Origin of the sequence: Rhizobium sp. WYCCWR 11146, assembly GCF_013591995.1 — a bacterium.
Taxonomy (GTDB): domain Bacteria; phylum Pseudomonadota; class Alphaproteobacteria; order Rhizobiales; family Rhizobiaceae; genus Rhizobium; species Rhizobium indicum.
In genome coordinates this window covers 77,703-94,965 of record NZ_JACCEY010000007.1, presented here as the reverse complement: position 1 = coordinate 94,965, position 17,263 = coordinate 77,703, and the positions used below count along the sequence as shown (strand labels likewise).

Genomic DNA, 17,263 nt, shown 5'->3' with positions numbered 1-17,263 from the left:
AAACAGAGGAAGAAAATGGGACAGGATCTGTCTGGAAAAGTCGCGGCCGTCACCGGAGCGGCGTCGGGTATCGGCCTTGAATGCGCCAAGGCTTTGCTTGCCGCGGGCGCTCGGGTCGTGCTGGTCGACCGCAACGAGGAAGCCTTGAAGGAGATCTGCTCGAAACTCGACGCGAGCGCCATTCCGTTGGTCATCGATCTCACCGATCCGAAAAGCGTCGAAGGGATGATGCCGCAAATTCTCGAAAAAGCGGGCCAACTCGATATCTTCCACGCCAATGCCGGCTCTTATATCGGCGGTGAGGTATTGGGTGGCGACCCTGATGCCTGGGACCGGATGCTCAATCTGAACATCAACGCCGCATTCCGTTCGGTGCATGCGGTTCTGCCGCATATGGTCGAGCGCAAGACCGGCGATATCATCCTGACGAGTTCCGTTGCCGGCATGATCCCGGTCGTCTGGGAGCCGATCTACACCGCCTCGAAACATGCGGTCCAGGCATTCGTCCATACGCTGAGGCGGCAGGTGGCCAAGCATGGCTTGCGTGTCGGCGCTGTCGCTCCTGGCCCCGTGGTCACCGCCCTTCTCAGCGACTGGCCGCAGGAGAAGCTGGATGAGGCGCTCGCCGCGGGCGGCCTGATGGAGGCGAACGAAGTGGCCGAAGCCGTGCTTTTCATGCTGACGCGCCCACGCAACATTACGATCCGCGATCTCGTTATCCTGCCGCAGAGCGCCGACATCTGACGCAAGTGCGATCGCCTTCAACAACCGCCGAGAGGAAACGGACATGATCTTCGACAGATTTCGCCTGAACGGACAGGTGGCGCTGATCACCGGCGGCACGCGCGGCATCGGGCTTGCGATCGCCGAGGCGCTCGGCGAGGCGGGCGCCAAGATCATCATCACCGGACGAACCCGTAATTCAGCGGCGGAAGACCGGCTCTCCAAAGCCGGCGTCGATTGCGATTTCATCGCTGCCGACTTGATGAATGAAATTGCTGCCGACGAACTCGTCACTGAGACCCTCTCACGGGCGGGGCGGCTCGACATCCTCGTCAACAATGCCGGCATCGCCATTCATGGCGACAGCGGCGAGTTCTCCGATGCCATCTGGCGGGAGATCATGACCGTCAATGTCGACACCGTCTTCCGCACTTGCCGCGCCGCACTCGCACCGATGCGGCGCCAGGGCGGCGGCGTCATCCTCAATATCGGCTCGATCTCGGGCATCGTTTCTAATATTCCGCAGAACCAGGTCGCCTATAACACCTCCAAGGCGGCGGTCCATATGATGACGAAGAGCCTCGCCAGCGAGGTCGCCGCCGAGAATATCCGCGTCAACGCCATCGCGCCGGGCTATATCGAAACCGATCTGTCGCGCGGCGGCATCGAAAATCCCGACTGGTTCCCGACCTGGCGCAGCATGACCCCGATGGGACGCGTCGGGCAGCCGGAGGAGGTGGCGGGTGCTGCCCTGTTCCTCTGCTCGGCGGCGGCAAGTTATGTCACCGGCGAAGTGCTGGTTATCGACGGCGGTTATACGACGCGGTGAGACGCGAATACGAGATTGGGGGAGGGTGGCTCGCAGCCGCTTGGTCGGGGAGGGAATTTCTCTCCCTCCTGCGTATATAATCGTGGAGTGGGCCTCGAAGACAAATTGCGGCCCCTCAGCCAGTTCCGCCGCACATCGCATCTGTGCGATCTCAGCCGGATAAGATTTGCACGGGCATGGTGATTTCGAACTCGGTGCCTGCGCCGGTCGTCTGCAGCAGGCGGATCGTACCGCCATGGGAGCTCAGCATGGCGCGGACGATACCGAGGCCCATGCCGGTGCCGCCCTGTTCGCGGCGGGTTGAGAAGAACGGCTGAAAGATGCGTTGACGATTTGCCTCGGAGATACCGCTGCCGTCGTCACGGATAAGAATGACGGCTGTTCGGCCATCGGCCGATACTCTGAGTTCCAACAGCGTGGCGCCGTGCTGAAGAGCGTTTTCGGCAAGGTTGGCAAAGGCGATGCCGGCTGCTTCCTGGGGAAGAGCAACCGAAATTTCCGTATCGCCTGCGCCGGAAATATGGAGGGCGGGAAACTGCCCGCGCAGTGAGGATAAGATGTCGGTGACGCTGCTTCTGCCCTCGGCCACGGGCGTTTCCGCCTGCGCAAGCTCTCTCAACCGCTGCAACAATGCGTCGAGCCGGACTGCATCGGCGACGATGTTGTCGAGAAAGTGCAAACGCTGCGCCTTCGTCATCGGCCTTTCGGCATCATCGTCACGCAGAAGCTCCGCCGCCCCGCGGATCGCCGTCAGCGGCGATTTCAGTTCGTGGGAGACATGAGCGGCAAAGGAACGGACATATTCGGTGCGATCGACCAGTTTTCCGGCAAGATCGAGGAAGCTTTGCGACAGCAAAGCGATCTCGTACGTTCCATAGCTTTCCAGCGGCCGGATTGCTCCCTTGCCACCGCGGGCGATCTCCTCCGTCCGGGCGATCAAAGCGTCGATAGGCCCGGTGATGGTGCGCGTCAGCACATAAGCAACGCCGAGCGTCAGCAGGAAGGCGACCGCGAGGGCGCCGATCTCCGCCGGTGCCATCCGGTTCGAACTCGCCTCCACGGCACGAAACCAGATAACGATCAGGATCGGCAGCGCCATGACCGCGAGAAGCACCACATAGACGATCAGCGCCAGCGTCGGCCGCCATTTCGTCCTGACTTTCGGTGCCGGCATCAGCCCTTCCTCCCGCTTTCGATGCCGAGTTTGAAGCCGATCCCGTGAACGGTTGCAATGATCGCGGAACCGCCGGCCACCAGGAATTTGGCCCTAATGTTGCGGATATGGCTGTCGATCGTCCGGTCAGCGACATAGGTTCCGGCGCCATAGGCCGCCTCCATCAGCTGTTCGCGGCTGAAGACCATATCGGGGCGTGACAACAATGCGTCCAGGATTGCGAATTCGAGCGCTGTCATTGCGATGGTGCTCTCGCCAAACATGACCGTCCTGCCACGCCGATCCAGGCTGAGTTCACCGGCGACAAGGGTGGCGTGGCGTCTGTCGGGCCCCACTTCATTGCTGCTGCGCTTCAAAATCGCCTTGACCCTAGCCACGAGTTCGCGCGGGCTGAATGGTTTGGTGACATAGTCGTCTCCACCGATTTCGAGACCCAGTATCTTGTCGATCTCCTCGTCACGCGCCGAAAGAAACAGGATCGGCAATCCCGACGTCTTGCGGATCTGGCGACAGACTTCCAGGCCGTCCATGTCGGGCATGCCGATATCGAGGATGATGAGATCGATGTTGCCACGGCGGAAGGCCGCCATCGCCTCGGTGCCGTTGCGGGCGGCCATCCAGGCCAGGCCGCCGCGCTCAAGGGCGAAGCAGATCACGTCGCGGATGTGGGGTTCGTCATCGACGACGAGAATGCGGGGCGCCATCACCGGTCCTGCGTTGGTTTATCGTGCCTGTTGTTATCGTTCTCGTTCTATCTTGCAATGGGAGCCAGAAGATAACTCTCCAGCCGCGCCGCCCGGAAGGTCCAGCTCCGCCAGTCCAGCCGGCGCCTCTCAAAATTCCTGGCGAGGTAGTACCGAACTGTCACCGCTTGGCTCCTCTTTTCGATCAGGTGATCCGGCAACTTGAGGAGGTAGAGGTCGAGCGCCGGAATGACGGAAGGACCGAGCGAGGAGAGATAATCGAGGTCGAGCGGCGGACCTTCCTGGCTGATCTCCTGGCTGTGGACGACATTGAAGCGGGCGATGGCATCAGGGAAATCGATGAAGGCGCTGATGTAGAGCACCGCAATCAGGGAAGCGAGGTTCGTGGCGATCAGCCACTCGTTGGATCGATTGAGCAGAATGCGCAGCAGGATCAAGACAAGGCCGATGGCAACGAGGCCCATCCAGAGACCGGCGGCGACGCGCAGTTCCGTCAGCGAATAGGCCTCGACGTAAAGCCCGAGCCGCAGCATCGAGGACAGGCAGAGAAGGACATTCTGGACGATCCAGGCATGGACGAGGCCGCGGATCAGCGAACTTTGATCGCCGGGGCCGCCGCGCCGCATGGCGAGAAGAACGAAACCGGCGGCCAGAAGCGCCGTCGCAATCAGCGGATAGGCGCCGCGATGAGCATATTCGGCGTGGCTCATGTGATCGGGCAGATCTGCGCCGCCCCAGAGATAGACGAGATCGAGAAGCGTCTGCACCGCAAAGACCGCGTTGAAGAGGAGCAGCGACCGCAGCAGCGAGGCCTGGCCGAACGGTGCATTTCTGGTCGGCACGATGACGAACGCCCTGCTGGCTTGCGACCTCGCAGCGCGCCGCTTCAGGCGCGGCCGCAACATCGCCCAGACCACAGTAGCGATCATCATCCAGAAGCCGATCCGCCAAAGGTCGAGAAACTGCAGCAGAACGGCAAAACGGATACTGCGCAGCGCGATCTCGATCAGCGGGTTCGCAGCCGCAAAAAGGAACACGAAGATTGCGGCGAGAACGAGAGGCATGATCCAGAGACCGACGCCCTGCCAAACGACAGTGAAGGAGAAACGTTTGGCCGGCGTCTTAAGATATTTCCTAATATCGTCGGCAAGCCGCAAGGGAATGACAAGAGTGAAACGGAGAAACACCAGCGGCAGACCGATCAGACTGCGAGGCATAAGCCTGCCGCCGACGAGAGCAACCACTATCAGCGCGCTGAAGCAAAGGGCGATGCCGGTGAATGAGGGCGCTTCCAGCAGAGGTGCCGAGGCCAGAACCGAAAAACCAAACAGGAGAGCAGCCATTGACGGCGCTCGGATCTTCCCGGCCGAAAGTAGAATGCCGGTGCAGACGGCGAGTGCAAACAGGAAAAGATTTATCCCGGGCATCTCACCAAAGATCAGAAAATCAGACAGCGCCACCAGTGCAAACAGCGCGGTAATCCGGCCACTGCCACGCCTGATCGGCATTGCTTCTGTCAGCGTGTCGGTTGTGTCCATTGGTGCTCCTCTCGTAGATGCCGCTTTTCGATCACGATGAGCATGGTTGCTGGGGTCTCCTCGGAGGCGGTCCCTCGAGGCCAGCTCGCCTCCGTCAGCCACCATCCGTCATTGCGGAGGCGATCCGGCAAAGCCGGACGGCGTGGCGCGAGGGGGATGTCGTTCTTGCTCATGGCGGAAGAATGCCGCGCCGGATTGCAGATTTTGTGCAGAGAGTGAGCAGCAATTCAGGAAAATCACCCGGACCTATGAGGTCATGCAGCAGGCCTCTCCAGATCATCGCGTGAAGATAGCCTAGTAGAATTTACGATTGCCGCGGACGGCTCTTTCCATTCGTGCGGGACGGCGTCGCCGGCCTGTTTCCGGCGATCGGGATCGAGGCAATCAGCCTGGCGAGAGCCGCCTGGGATCGCACCCCCGTTTTGCCAAAGCATCGGCCGGTGTGGGTTTTTACCGTGTTGGACGAAATTCCAAGAACCCGGGCAATCTCGGGCAGATTCATTCCGCTGCCGATCAGTGCGGCGACCCGGGTTTCGGCTTCGGTCAGGCCAAAGATGTGTTGCAGTTGTTGCGCTTGCCGACGCGTCTTCGCTTCCGGATCGACGATATGAATGAGCACGCGCGCTCCACTATCAACCGCATCCCATATCGAAACCGCTGTCGGTGCAAGCGGCGTGATCATCACCAGATAGGGCGGCAAACCCGATGGCCGGGAGATCGACAATGCCCCGTCGAAAGGCGTGTCTTCGCCATCGGCTATCAGCAAAGCCTGACGAATGGCGTTCGCCAGCCGGCTGGATGTCTTCGAAATATGGGCGGCAAGCGAGGGCCTCTCGGATCGGCTGAGAAAAATGCCGTCGGCCTGCTTGAGCAGTGCTTCGGCTGCCGCATTCAAGAGAAGGACCGCACCCCGACCATCGATCAGCACAGCCGCATCCGCGATTGCATCGATCAGCCGTTGCGGCAATTCGGGTGCGCGGGCGATCCGGTTTACCTGAAAGGAAAGATCGATCGCCCGCGCCATGTGCGGGCTCAGCCGCCCTAACCGTGCTGCCGCTTCCGCGGCGTGCTCGTCTTGCTGACGAGACAGGAACAGAGCGACACCGCCGATACCTCCCCGCTCGTGCAGGCTGGCATGCGGCAGGAAGAGCTGATTGAAGATGTTTTGAGGCTTGCAGATATCGGCGTAAAACGCGGAATGCCTTACGGCCTCTGCATCGATCAACCTATTGCCGACTGCAATCTCGCCCGGCTTTACCTTCTCGAATGCGCGGGCATAGGGGTTGCTCGTGTAATGCTGTAGATAGAGCGCATTCAAATCTTCGCGCATACGGCCGGGGATCAGAAAGCTGCCGCGGCCATCGGGCGCCTGATAGACAATATTTCCGGCGACGGCACCGACGTAATCAACGATCGCGCACAGCGTATCCGGCCATAGTTCTGAACGGACCGCCGCCTGATAGACAGCATCAACGATATCGACATGATCCATATCAGCGCCGCTCGTTTTCACGATGATGGTTCCGCCAAATGCAACGATCGCACCATTTCGATTACTGCCTAAATGTCTAAGGAGAGGCAAAATAGCGAGCGTCACCCGATCAGGCGATATCTTGCGCCGTCTCGTTCACCGAATGACTTGCCGGGATTTGTGAGAAGATCGTTGAAGAAATGGAGGAGGCCTCATCTGAACCTTGGCGCGCGCTTGGCATTGTGAAGCAATTCGGAGGCGGTCGCGAACGGCCCAAAGAGTTTGAGCAGCAGCGCTTGTTCCTCGGAATCTATGCGGTGACGAGCGCAGAACTCCGTCACGGACCAGACTTTCGTCAGATCGTCTGTTTCGACTTGCCTGGGTTCGATGTGTTCGGTCACGGCGTGTCCTCCGAATATCAAGACTACGCCACGCCGGCATTTATAAGAACTAGCTAAAAAGAATTATGCCGTTTTGCAGACCATCGGAATATGATTGGCTCCCCCCGGCGGACTTGCGTCAATCAGGCCGATATACGAAGACGCCCGCCGATTGCGCGGCGGGCGTCATGTCTCACTGATCTATGACTGCTGATCAAACGAGAGCGTCGGTGCCCGTGATGTTGAGCGTCAGAACGCCAGCGTCCGTGTGGCCTTCGCCATCGGAGATCTTGTAATACTGGACGGTTTCCGTGACGGTCTGGCCAGCAGCCAGGTCATCCGTCAGCTCATAGGTGAATTCGCCATTCGGCTTGACGTGGAAGACGCCATAGTCGCCGACGATGTCGGTAACAGCGTCGGGGCCGCTCTTAGCGCTGACATTCGTGCCGTCGAACTGGCGGAGGAAGAGGTGACCATTGTCGCCGGCAATGTCGTTGTCCAGAACGTTGCCGCCGATGGCGTCGCCTTCGTTGAAGCTGTAGTGGTCGTCAACAGCGATCGGCTTTACCTGGGTGACGCCCTGGATGTTCAGGGTGAACAGGCCGACGTCGGTATGACCGCTGCCGTCGGAGATCTTGTAGGAAACCTTCTCCTGGAACGATTCGCCGTTGGCGAAACCGATCTTGGCAGCGTCGCTCAGGACATAGGTGTAGCTGCCGTCCGGCTTGACGAAGAAGGTGCCGTAATCGCCCTGGATTTGGGTAACCTGGCTGTTGCCGCTCTTGGCGCCTACGCTTGCGCCGTCGAAGGCGCGCAGGAACAGGTGGCCGTTGTCGGAGGAATCGTTGGAAAGCAGATTTCCGGAAATAACGTCGGTTTCTTGAAATGTTGCACTATCATCAGTTGCATGTATCGGCGAAGCCATTGCTCTCTCCTCAAATTGTTTATTAGCGGGTCAATTTCGACCTCAGCGAGCGGCTCCTTTAACAACCTATTAATACTACAAGTCAATGGCCTATTTAACAGAAGGTTAATTTCGATGGCGATCTTCGCGTTGCTTCCATTCTGGCGGAATAATGTCGCTCTCGCGCCAAATTGAAGAAAATTCGACAAAAACTATACCCGGCTAACTTGAATAAAATGGCACCGAGTATATCTGAAGGCGATTAGCGGTGCCCGCGCCATGCCATCCGGGCTATCCGTTGCAATTCTGCTCGCCGAGCCCTATGTTGCTGGATGTACCCGATCCAAGCGGAAATCCAAGCCGTTGCCGGCTGCTGCTTGAGACGCTTATGCATCGGCGCGCGCCTTAAGGCTGCGTGATGGGCAATCCCACAAACAATCGATAACGTCGGCCAAGGCCGGCAAAGGATTTCTTTTTGAACAACACACATACAGCCACCGCGGTTGCGGCGGCGAATCCGCGTGAGGATGACGAGGCTGTCCGCAATGTTCCCAGGAGCTGGAAGCCGTTTCCCTGCCTTCTCACCCGCCGCGAATTGCAGGCTCTGATCGCCGAGCAGCTCGGCTGAGCGGCGATCGGGCCACCATCCCAGACAAGGAGAACTCGAAATGCAGGTACTCGTCAGAGACAACAATGTCGATCAAGCGCTCAGAGTCTTGAAAAAGAAAATGCAGCGCGAAGGGCTGTTCCGCGAAATGAAAGAACGGCGCGCCTATGAGAAACCGTCCGAACGGCGCGTCAGGGAAAAGGCGCAGGCGATCAGCCGACATCGCAAGGCTGCACGCAAGCAGATGCAGCGTGAAGGCCTGCTGCCCGGTCCGAAGCGGGCGGTGGCCGCCCGCTAGCGGCTTTATCCTCACCAGCCTTTTCGGGCTTTGGTGGTTACATTCCTGAAAGGACAGACAATGGACGAACTCAATAGCCTCACCGTTTCGGAAGAACGCCTCGAGGATTGCCGCGATGTCGTGGAGCCGGATCTGCAGGATCTGATTCAACGTGCTCTGACATCGGGCTTTTCCCGGGAGGAAGTTCTCATCGCCGTCAGCGAACTGGTCGCCGAAGACTTTGCAACGGTCATGAGAACCCCAAGCGTCCATTGATCGACTGCGTGCCTCGATCATCTTGGGAATGGGCTCACTAGGCCCGCCGACTGGGAACATCGGCCGCGGCAGATGGTTACTTCGTCTCTTGTATAGATGGAGATGACGATGACCAATCAAGACGATGTGACACGGGTATGGGAATTGATCGACAAGATCGGGTTTTGCATGCTGACGACCCGCAGCGGCGACGAACTGCGAGCCCGCCCGATGTCCGCCTATACCGCGCAGCTCGAGAATGCGATCTATTTTCTGACCGATGTCAGCAGTCACAAGGACGATGAAATCACTCGCTGGCCAAACGTCTGCCTCGCCTTTGCCGACACCAAGGGACAGAAATACGTTTCCGTATCGGGGACGGCCGAGGTGCAAAACGACCGGGAGAGAATCAGGGAATTATGGGCGACGCCGGCAAAGGCGTGGTGGGACAATCCCGACGATCCTTCCATCCGCATCCTCAAGATGACGCCGGCTTCAGCCGAATATTGGGACAGCCCGGGCACGATCATCAGCTATATCAAGATGGCGGCGGCAGCGGTCTCGAACACCAAACCTGATATGGGCGACAATGCCGAGGTCAAGCTTTAGCGCATCGTCGGCCACTAACCCCCTTACAGCGCCGCATCTTTTAGACGCGCAAAGGATGCTGTAACACCCTGAATTGCTGCATCATTTTATCCTTCGATCCATTCCGGCTTAATGAATTATGCGGTAGCCGATGCCTTGACGAAATCGATGAACGCCCGGAGCGGCGCAGGCACCAGCCGTCGTCCGGGATAATAGAGGAACGGCCCGGAGAAGCGTTGCCACCACGGTTCGAGGAGGGGCTCGAGCACGCCACTGTCGATATGCGGGCGCAGCCAGTCCTCGAAGAGGCAGACGATCCCTGTTCCTGATATCGCTGCATCGACGGCCAGATCGGTCGCTCCGCCGACCCGCACGATCAGCGGCCCCGTCGGATCGACCCGCACGATCTCGCCATCGCGCTCGAACTCCCACGGCGCCGTCATCGCACCGCTCGAGAAGCGACCCAACAGACAGGCATGGCCGAGCAGCTCGCTCGGATGTTGCGGCCGGCCACGGCGATCGAGGTAGTCGGGGGAGGCTGCGATGGCAAAGCGCTGGACGCGTGGCCCGATCGGTATCGCGATCATATCCTGCTCCAACCGCTCGTCATAGCGGATGCCGGCGTCGCAGCCGGCCGCGATCACGTCCACAAAGCTCTCGTCGGTGACCACCTCCAGCCGAATATCGGGATAGGCGGCGAGGAACGGCGGAACGATGGCGGGCAGCACCAGCCGCGCCGCGCTGACCGGCACATTGAGGCGCAAGGCACCGGCCGGCCTGTCGCGAAATCCGTTGACAACGTCGAGGGCAGACTCCACCTCGCTCAAAGCAGGGCCGAGCCGCTCCAGCAGGCCCTTGCCTGCTTCGGTTGGGACGACGCTGCGTGTCGTCCGGTTGAGCAGCCTGACGCCGAGCTGGGCCTCCAGGCGGCGCACCGCTTCGCTGAGGAAGGAGGCGCTGCTGCCACTGACGCGCGCGCCCTCGCGGAAACCCCCGGCACGGGCCACGGCAACAAAGGCATTGAGATCGCCCAGATCTGCTTTCATTGTTCGCCACTCCGCACAGCCCGTGCGGATTATAGCCAATTTTCACGCGCGCCGACAATGCTTATCTTGGGCCTATCTTGGCGTCATCTCTTGAAAGGAATTAGATCATGTCAACTATCGATCAGTCCGGCACGTTCAACCTCGGCGGCCGTAGCGTGAAGCGGCTTGGCTATGGCGCCATGCAGCTTGCCGGGCCTGGCGTGTTTGGTCCGCCCAAGGATCATGGCGCGGCACTGGCCGTGCTGCGAGAGGCGGTCTCGAGCGGCGTAAACCACATCGACACCAGCGACTTCTATGGCCCGCACGTCACCAACCGGATCATTCGTGAAGCGCTGCATCCCTATCGCAACGATCTCACTATCGTCACCAAGATTGGCGCCCGGCGCGGCACGGACGGATCGTGGATGCCGGCCTTCTCGCGTGAAGAACTGACCGCGGCAGTGCACGACAATCTCCGCAATCTCGGCCTCGATGTGCTTGATGTCGTCAATCTCAGGATCATGTTCGACGTGCACGGCCCGGCCGAAGGGTCGATCGAAGCGCCACTGACGGTCCTTGCCGATCTCCAGCGGCAAGGCCTGGTCCGTCACATCGGGCTGAGCAACGTCACATCGAGGCAGATCACTGAGGGGCGTGGGATCACCGAGATCGTCTGCGTGCAGAACCAGTACAATCTGGCGCACCGGGCGGACGATGCCCTGATCGACGATCTCGCGCGCGACGGCATTGCCTATGTGCCGTTCTTCCCGCTCGGCGGGTTCAGCCCGCTGCAGTCTTCCACCCTGTCCGATGTCGCCGCACGCCTCAACGCCACGCCTATGCAGGTGGCGCTCGCCTGGCTGCTGCGTCGCGCGGAAAACATCCTGCTGATCCCCGGCACCTCTTCCGTTGGCCATCTCAGGGAGAACCTCGCCGCCGCCGCGCTCGTGCTGCCGAATGACGCTGTCTCGGAATTGAACCGCATGGCTGATGTCGCCGCTTAACGGCATCCGATGGCTGCAAACGATCCGATCGCTCCGCCACGCTCTCGCATGGCGGAGCGAAGCCATACGGCTCCCGCTATTTCCTCAACGCCGCCGACCCGTTGCGGCTATGCTTTCAATAGCGCTCCGGCACATACATTTCAGGCGGAACCGGCGCCCTGTTATAATCGGCGTTACGGATACGGTCCGGCAACTGGATCTCCGGTTTCGGAACATCCTCGTAAGGGATCTGCTCGAGAAGATGGGCAATGCAGTTCAACCGCGCCCGTTTCTTGTCCACGGCCTGAACCACCCACCAAGGCGCATCGGGGCTGTGCGTACGCGCCAGCATTTCTTCCTTGGCTTTGGTGTATTCCTCCCAATGGACACGGCTTTCCATATCCATCGGTGACAGCTTCCATTGCTTCAGTGGATCGTGGATACGCATGTTGAAGCGGAATTCCTGCTCCTCATCGGTGATCGAAAACCAGTATTTGATCAGCACGATTCCGGAGCGGACCAGCATGCGTTCGAATTCGGGCACCGAGCGGAAGAACTCCTCGAGTTCATCAGGAGTGCAGAACCCCATCACGCGCTCGACACCGGCGCGATTGTACCAGCTTCGGTCGAAGAGCACGATCTCGCCACCGGTCGGAAGATGTGGGACATAACGCTGAAAATACCATTGATGGCGTTCGCGCTCGGTCGGGGCGGGCAGCGCGACCGTCCGGCAAACGCGCGGATTGAGCCGCTGGGTCACGCGCTTGATCGCGCCTCCCTTGCCGGCCGAATCCCGGCCTTCAAACAGCACCACCACCTTCAGCTTCTTATGCTGAACCCAATCCTGCAGCCGCACCAACTCGTGCTGCAACCGGAAAAGCTCCCGGAAGTAGATCTTTCGCTCGAGCGTCTGCTCCGCCGGTTCCGACATTCCTTCGGCGACCAGATCGTCGAGCCGGTCTTCCTCCATCTGCATTTCCAGCTCTTCATCGAAGCTGTCGGCGATTTCGGCCTTTATACGGCTGAGTTGGTCCTGAGGTGTTTGAGTCATAGGCTTTTCCTTCCTGCCTTTTTTTGACAGGAGCATGTCACTGCGAAGTTTGTGTGACGGTTCGGTTAGCCGAAGCTGGAACAGCGACTTCCCGATCCCTTAAGCCGATGATTGACGTCGAATGCGCTTCAGCCGCCGAGGCGCGGCTATAGCTGTCCCGTCCGGTACCGGTCGACAAGATTCCGGCAGGCGCGGATCGTCAGGGCCATGACGGTGAGCGTGGTGCCGGCGATGCCGCTGCCGGGGAAGGCGCTGGCGTCGGTGACGATGAGGTTCGGGGCATCCCAGACCTGGTTGTAGGGGTTGAGCACAGAAGCTTGCCGGGTTTCTCCCATACGCGCGCCGCCCGTCTCATGGATTGCCGCGCCCATGCACATGGTCTTGCGGAACCATTTGCGGAACATGAAGCGGCTGAAGGCACCGGCGTCGGGAAAGGCGCCCTTGCCCATCTCCTTGAGGCCGGTGGGCGAGCCGATGAATTCGAGGTCGCCGCCAATCTCCTTGATCATGGCGATCAGAGTCTCCTCCTGCCTTTTGAGCAGCGCCTGCTCCTCCTGTTGCATGACGCAGCGGATATGCGGCACGGGAATGTTCCAGGCATCCCTACGCCTGACGTCGAGCGTGATGCGGTTGTCGGCATAGGGCAGCATACGGCCGAAGCCGAAAAAGGCGAGACGCGCATCTCTGTCCTCGGAGACTGGCGCGCGGCCGACGCTTCCCTGGTAGTCGAAATCACCGCGGGCAACGTCGCCCGCGCCGAAGCGGGGAATGAAGATCCCGCCCGACGGATTGTAGAACGGGTCGGTCGGGGCGGACTCGTCCGCCGCCCAGCCCTTCGCCTTCGAAAAGGAGCCGAAAGCAAGGCACGGAAGCTGGTCCATGAAATAGCGTCCGAGCGCGCCAGAGCTGTTGCCGAGTCCACCCGGATGTTTCGCCGAAGCCGAATTCAGGAGCAGCCGCACGCTTTCGATCGGCGAGGCCGAAAGCACCAATGTCGCGGCGCGGGCGGTCGATACCTCGCCGGTGTTGCGATCGATGAACTCAGCGCCGGTGGCGCGGCCGGTTTTCTCATCCGTGGTGATACGACGAACGACGGCGTCGTAACGGACTGTCAGCTGGCCGGTGGCCTGAGCGTCTCGCAGCGGTCGCGGCATGCGGTCGGCGTCCGGCGCGATGTAGCGCCAGGAGACGACGTGCCTTTCCAGCCAGCGGCTTTCGACCGCCTGCTTGAAGATCTGTTCGGCGGGCGTCAGGCTTGCCGGTTTTGCATAGACGCCGTCCGGCAGCGTGGCGACGTTGTCCCTATTGCCGTAGAGGCCGAGATAGGCTTCGACCTCGTCGTAGAAAGGCGCCAGCTCGTCATAGGAGACCGGCCAGTCCACGCCCTTTCCGGCGCGTGAGCGGATCTTGAAATCGTCATCGGTCCAGCGCAGCAGCACCCGGCCGAAACTGTGAAGGCGCCCGCCGCCCTGGCGGCCGCGGATCCAGAGGAAGGGCTCGCCCTTCGGCGTCGTATAGGGGTTCTTGCGGTCGTTGACGAAGAAGTGGCTGAAGCGCTCGGTAAAAAACGCCGCGCGCGCCTGGATCGGCTGGCCCTTGAGTGTGGCCCGCGCACGCTCCCAGATATTGATGCTGCTTGCCGGCGCCTTCTTGCGCGCCGGGTCGAAATCCCTGGGTCCAACGGCGGGCCCAGCCTCGAGCAGCAGCACCGACAGCCCTTGGGCCGTCAGTTCTTTTACCGCAAAGGAACCCGCTGCGCCGGAGCCGATCACCAGCGCATCATAGACGATCTCAGACATGTCTTTTCAAATCCTGTCCTGGAGCAATCCTCAAAACGGCGCGAAACGCACCCGGAGTTGCGGGAAAACAAAGGGATGGTGCGTCACAGCCGCGATCCGTCAGCGCCGAAGAGGGACGCCTTGGCGATATCGAGCCCGGGAGCCAGAGCATCGCCGGGCTCAAGGGTTACGTCGCCCATCAGCCGGAGCGAGAGACTTTGGTCCGCCCAGTCGAACCAGACAACGGCGTCCGAACCCATCGGCTCGACGACGGCGACGCGGCCGGGAATGGTGGGCAGGCCGCTCGTGGACCCATCGAGCACAAGATGTTCCGGGCGAAAGCCGAGTGTAGCAGGTCCTTCCGCTGCGTCTGCTCTAAAGGAATAACCGGAGAGATCGACAGTGAGCTCCTTGCTCCGGAAGACCGGCGCGCCGTTGCCGCGCCCGATCCTGCCCTCGACGAAATTCATCGCCGGAGCGCCGATGAAGCCGGCGACGAAGAGATTGGCCGGACGGCGGTAGATCTCGGACGGCGAGGCGAGCTGCTGGATCACGCCGTCCCGCATGATGGCGATGCGGTCGGCCAGCGTCAGTGCCTCGACCTGGTCGTGGGTGACGTAGATCATGGTATTGCCGAGGCGCTGGTGCAGTTTCTTGATTTCGACGCGCAATTCATTGCGCAGCTTGGCATCGAGGTTCGACAGCGGTTCGTCGAACAGGAAGACATCCACTTCGCGTACCAGCGCCCGGCCGATGGCGACGCGCTGGCGCTGACCGCCGGAAAGCTCGGCAGGACGCCGGTCGAGTAGCTTGTCGAGCTGAAGGAGGGCGGCGGTGCGGGCGACACGGGCCTCGATCTCGGCCTTCGGCAGGCGTGCGACGCGAAGTCCGAAGGAGAGGTTCTTGCGGACCGACATACGCGGATAGAGCGCGTAGGACTGGAAAACCATGCCGATGCCACGGTCCTTCGGCTCCTCCCAGCTGACGTTCTTGCCCGAGATCCAGACCTCGCCTGATGTAATGTCCTGGAGACCGGCAATGGCATTCAGAAGCGTGGACTTGCCGCAGCCGGAAGGGCCGAGCAGCACCAGGAACTCCCGCGGCGCGATGTCGATCGACATCTTCTCGATCACCGTATGATCGCCATAGGCGATCTTCAGGTCCTTGACGGAGACGGCAGATTGCATGGAAGCGTTACCCCTTGACTGCGCCGGCCGCGATGCCGCGCACGAACCAGCGACCGGACAGGAAATAGATGGCAAGCGGAACGATGGCGGTGAGGATCGTCGCCGCCATGTTCACGTTGTAGGTCCGCTCGCCCATCGTGGTGTTGACGATATTGTTGAGCTGCACGGTCATCGGCAGGTTGTCGCGGCCGGCAAAGACGAGACCGAGGAGGAAGTCGTTCCAGATGCCGGTGAATTGCAGCATGGAGACCACCACGACCATCGGCACGGCAATGGGCAGCATGATCTCGAAAAAGATGCGCCAGAAGCCCGCGCCGTCGACGCGCGCCGCCTTGCAGAGCTCCTCCGGCACGCTGACGAAATAATTGCGGAAGAGCAGCGTCACCAGCGGCAGGCCGAAGATGACATGCACGAGAATGATACCGGCCAGCGAATTGTAGAGATCGATATTCGCCATCGCCCGGACCATCGGATAGAGGAAGATCTGGTAGGGGATGAGGCCGCCGGCCATCAGCAGGCCGAAAAGCAGGTTTGCCCCGCGCGGCCGCCAAAGCGACAGCGCATAGCCATTGACGGCGCCGATGAAGACCGAGAGCGCGACCGAGGGGAGGGTGATCGCCACCGAATTCCAGAAGCCGCTGCGAATGCCGACGCAGACGGTTCCCATGCAGGCGCCCGACCAGGCGGTCACCCAGGCGGAGAAATCGAGCGTGGCCGGCAGGGCAAAGATCTGCCCGAGCCGGATTTCGTCCATGGACTTCAGCGAGGTGACGACCATGGTGTAGAGCGGCAGAAGGAAGAAAAGTGCTGCGACGACAAGGAAGGCATAGAGGCCGATGCGCCCGGCGGTGATCTGTGCCGGCTTCGGGCCATTCGGATGAGGACGGGCCATCACGCAGCCCCCTTTGCTTTGTCACGCATGTGCATCGCATAGCGGAACGGGGCGACGGCGACGATCACCCCGAGGACAAGCACCGTCGCGCCTGCTGTGGCGAGGCCGAGGTTCTGGCGCCCGAACAGATTGTCCATGATGAATTTCGCCGGCACCTCCGTCGCATTGCCGGGGCCGCCATTGGTCATGGCGACGACAATGTCATAGGTCTTGATCACGCCCATGGCGAGCAGCATTCCGGCGGCGGCCAGCGCCGGCCCGAGCTGCGGCAGGATGATCGACACATAGATCCGCCAGACGGGAATGCCGTCGATCCGCGCCGCCTTCCATTGCTCGGCTTCGATGCCACGCATGCCGGCAAGCGCAATGACCATGACAAGCCCCGCGCCCTGCCATACGCCGGCAAGCACCAGTGCATAGATCGCCATGTCGCGATTGACCACCCAGTCGAGGACGAAGCTTTCCCAGCCGAGCGAGCGCACGCTCGCCTGGATACCGAGCGTCGGATTGAGCATCCACTGCCAGATCAGCCCGGTCACCACGAAGGACATGGCGTAGGGATAGAGGAATATGGTCCTGAAGGCGCTTTCGAAGCGGATCTTGCGGTCCAGCGCCGCCGCCAGCAGGAAGCCGAGCAGCAAACAGCCTGCGACGTAAAGGACACCGAAGATCAACACGTTTTGCAGCGATGCCAGCCATTTGGCGGAAGAGAAGAGCTTCGAATATTGCGCCAAGCCGACATAGGTCGAGGACGGAAAAAGCGTCGAATTGGTAAAGGACAGCAGGATCGACCAGGCCATGGTGCCGATGAAGACCACGACCGCAACGAACCATGTCGGCAGCAGCGCGATGGTGGCGGAAAGATTGGGCTTGCGTTTGACGGACATCGGCCAGCTC

19 protein-coding genes are annotated in these 17,263 nt (G+C 60.7%); 7 read left to right on the top strand and 12 right to left on the bottom strand.

Translation table 11 applies throughout. The features are described from left to right. Window positions 1–15 precede the first annotated feature (15 nt). Window positions 16–744 (top strand): SDR family oxidoreductase, encoded by a 729-nt coding sequence (locus HX899_RS03490; RefSeq protein WP_138334552.1) that lies wholly within the window; start codon window positions 16–18, stop codon window positions 742–744. Window positions 745–787: 43 nt separating this feature from the next. Beyond that, window positions 788–1,552: an SDR family NAD(P)-dependent oxidoreductase gene (locus tag HX899_RS03485; RefSeq protein WP_138334551.1), complete on the top strand. Its 765-nt coding sequence runs from the start codon at window positions 788–790 to the stop codon at window positions 1,550–1,552. A gap of 151 nt (window positions 1,553–1,703) precedes the next feature. On the opposite strand, the gene HX899_RS03480 is transcribed toward HX899_RS03485, so the two are convergent. From HX899_RS03480 to rapA2, 6 genes are all read right to left on the bottom strand, one after another. After that, window positions 1,704–2,726, bottom strand: coding sequence for a sensor histidine kinase KdpD (locus HX899_RS03480; protein WP_138334550.1), 1,023 nt, complete (start codon window positions 2,724–2,726; stop codon window positions 1,704–1,706). Continuing rightward, window positions 2,726–3,430: a response regulator gene (locus HX899_RS03475; RefSeq protein WP_138334549.1), complete on the bottom strand. Its 705-nt coding sequence runs from the start codon at window positions 3,428–3,430 to the stop codon at window positions 2,726–2,728. The genes HX899_RS03480 and HX899_RS03475 overlap by 1 nt, the downstream gene beginning before the upstream one ends. 47 nt (window positions 3,431–3,477) lie before the next feature. Beyond that, window positions 3,478–4,968, bottom strand: coding sequence for a DUF4173 domain-containing protein (locus HX899_RS03470; protein WP_138334548.1), 1,491 nt, complete (start codon window positions 4,966–4,968; stop codon window positions 3,478–3,480). 304 nt (window positions 4,969–5,272) lie between these two features. Continuing rightward, window positions 5,273–6,565: a helix-turn-helix transcriptional regulator gene (locus HX899_RS03465; protein ID WP_138334546.1), complete on the bottom strand. Its 1,293-nt coding sequence runs from the start codon at window positions 6,563–6,565 to the stop codon at window positions 5,273–5,275. 86 nt (window positions 6,566–6,651) lie between these two features. After that, the gene (locus tag HX899_RS03460) at window positions 6,652–6,840 is read right to left on the bottom strand and encodes a hypothetical protein (RefSeq protein ID WP_138334545.1); all 189 of its coding nucleotides are present in this window, start codon (window positions 6,838–6,840) and stop codon (window positions 6,652–6,654) included. Between the two features lie 193 nt (window positions 6,841–7,033). Continuing rightward, complete coding sequence (gene rapA2 / locus HX899_RS03455; RefSeq protein ID WP_138334544.1) at window positions 7,034–7,744, bottom strand: calcium-binding lectin RapA2; 711 nt, start codon at window positions 7,742–7,744, stop codon at window positions 7,034–7,036. A 454-nt stretch (window positions 7,745–8,198) separates the two neighbouring features. On the opposite strand from rapA2, the gene HX899_RS03450 reads away from it, so the two are divergent. The 4 genes from HX899_RS03450 (at window position 8,199) to HX899_RS03435 (ending at window position 9,471) form a co-directional block, all read left to right on the top strand. Next, the gene (locus tag HX899_RS03450) at window positions 8,199–8,351 is read left to right on the top strand and encodes a hypothetical protein (RefSeq protein ID WP_171600006.1); all 153 of its coding nucleotides are present in this window, start codon (window positions 8,199–8,201) and stop codon (window positions 8,349–8,351) included. Between the two features lie 40 nt (window positions 8,352–8,391). Continuing rightward, window positions 8,392–8,628: a 30S ribosomal protein S21 gene (rpsU, locus tag HX899_RS03445; protein ID WP_003538346.1), complete on the top strand. Its 237-nt coding sequence runs from the start codon at window positions 8,392–8,394 to the stop codon at window positions 8,626–8,628. Between the two features lie 60 nt (window positions 8,629–8,688). Then, window positions 8,689–8,883 (top strand): hypothetical protein, encoded by a 195-nt coding sequence (locus HX899_RS03440; protein WP_062940459.1) that lies wholly within the window; start codon window positions 8,689–8,691, stop codon window positions 8,881–8,883. A gap of 108 nt (window positions 8,884–8,991) precedes the next feature. After that, window positions 8,992–9,471, top strand: coding sequence for a pyridoxamine 5'-phosphate oxidase family protein (locus tag HX899_RS03435; RefSeq protein ID WP_138334543.1), 480 nt, complete (start codon window positions 8,992–8,994; stop codon window positions 9,469–9,471). A gap of 116 nt (window positions 9,472–9,587) precedes the next feature. Here the strand turns inward: HX899_RS03435 and HX899_RS03430 are convergent, their stop codons facing one another. After that, window positions 9,588–10,496: a LysR family transcriptional regulator gene (locus HX899_RS03430; RefSeq protein WP_138334542.1), complete on the bottom strand. Its 909-nt coding sequence runs from the start codon at window positions 10,494–10,496 to the stop codon at window positions 9,588–9,590. A 107-nt stretch (window positions 10,497–10,603) separates the two neighbouring features. Between HX899_RS03430 and HX899_RS03425 the strand changes: the two genes are divergently transcribed. Continuing rightward, a complete protein-coding gene (locus HX899_RS03425) occupies window positions 10,604–11,479 on the top strand; it encodes an aldo/keto reductase family oxidoreductase (protein WP_138334541.1) in 876 nt (291 codons plus the stop codon). Window positions 11,480–11,594: 115 nt separating this feature from the next. On the opposite strand, the gene ppk2 is transcribed toward HX899_RS03425, so the two are convergent. The 5 genes from ppk2 to HX899_RS03400 form a co-directional block, all read right to left on the bottom strand. Then, complete coding sequence (gene ppk2, locus HX899_RS03420; protein ID WP_138334540.1) at window positions 11,595–12,509, bottom strand: polyphosphate kinase 2; 915 nt, start codon at window positions 12,507–12,509, stop codon at window positions 11,595–11,597. Between the two features lie 146 nt (window positions 12,510–12,655). Further along, entirely contained in the window at window positions 12,656–14,308 is a 1,653-nt protein-coding gene (locus tag HX899_RS03415) for a GMC oxidoreductase (RefSeq protein WP_138334539.1), read from the bottom strand. Window positions 14,309–14,391: 83 nt separating this feature from the next. After that, window positions 14,392–15,474: an ABC transporter ATP-binding protein gene (locus tag HX899_RS03410; RefSeq protein ID WP_138334538.1), complete on the bottom strand. Its 1,083-nt coding sequence runs from the start codon at window positions 15,472–15,474 to the stop codon at window positions 14,392–14,394. 7 nt (window positions 15,475–15,481) lie between these two features. After that, on the bottom strand, window positions 15,482–16,366 hold the full coding sequence (locus HX899_RS03405; RefSeq protein WP_003538368.1) for a carbohydrate ABC transporter permease: 885 nt from the start codon (window positions 16,364–16,366) through the stop codon (window positions 15,482–15,484). Continuing rightward, complete coding sequence (locus HX899_RS03400; protein WP_138334537.1) at window positions 16,366–17,253, bottom strand: carbohydrate ABC transporter permease; 888 nt, start codon at window positions 17,251–17,253, stop codon at window positions 16,366–16,368. Before HX899_RS03400 ends, HX899_RS03405 begins: the two co-directional genes overlap by 1 nt. Between the last annotated feature and the right edge of the window lie 10 nt (window positions 17,254–17,263).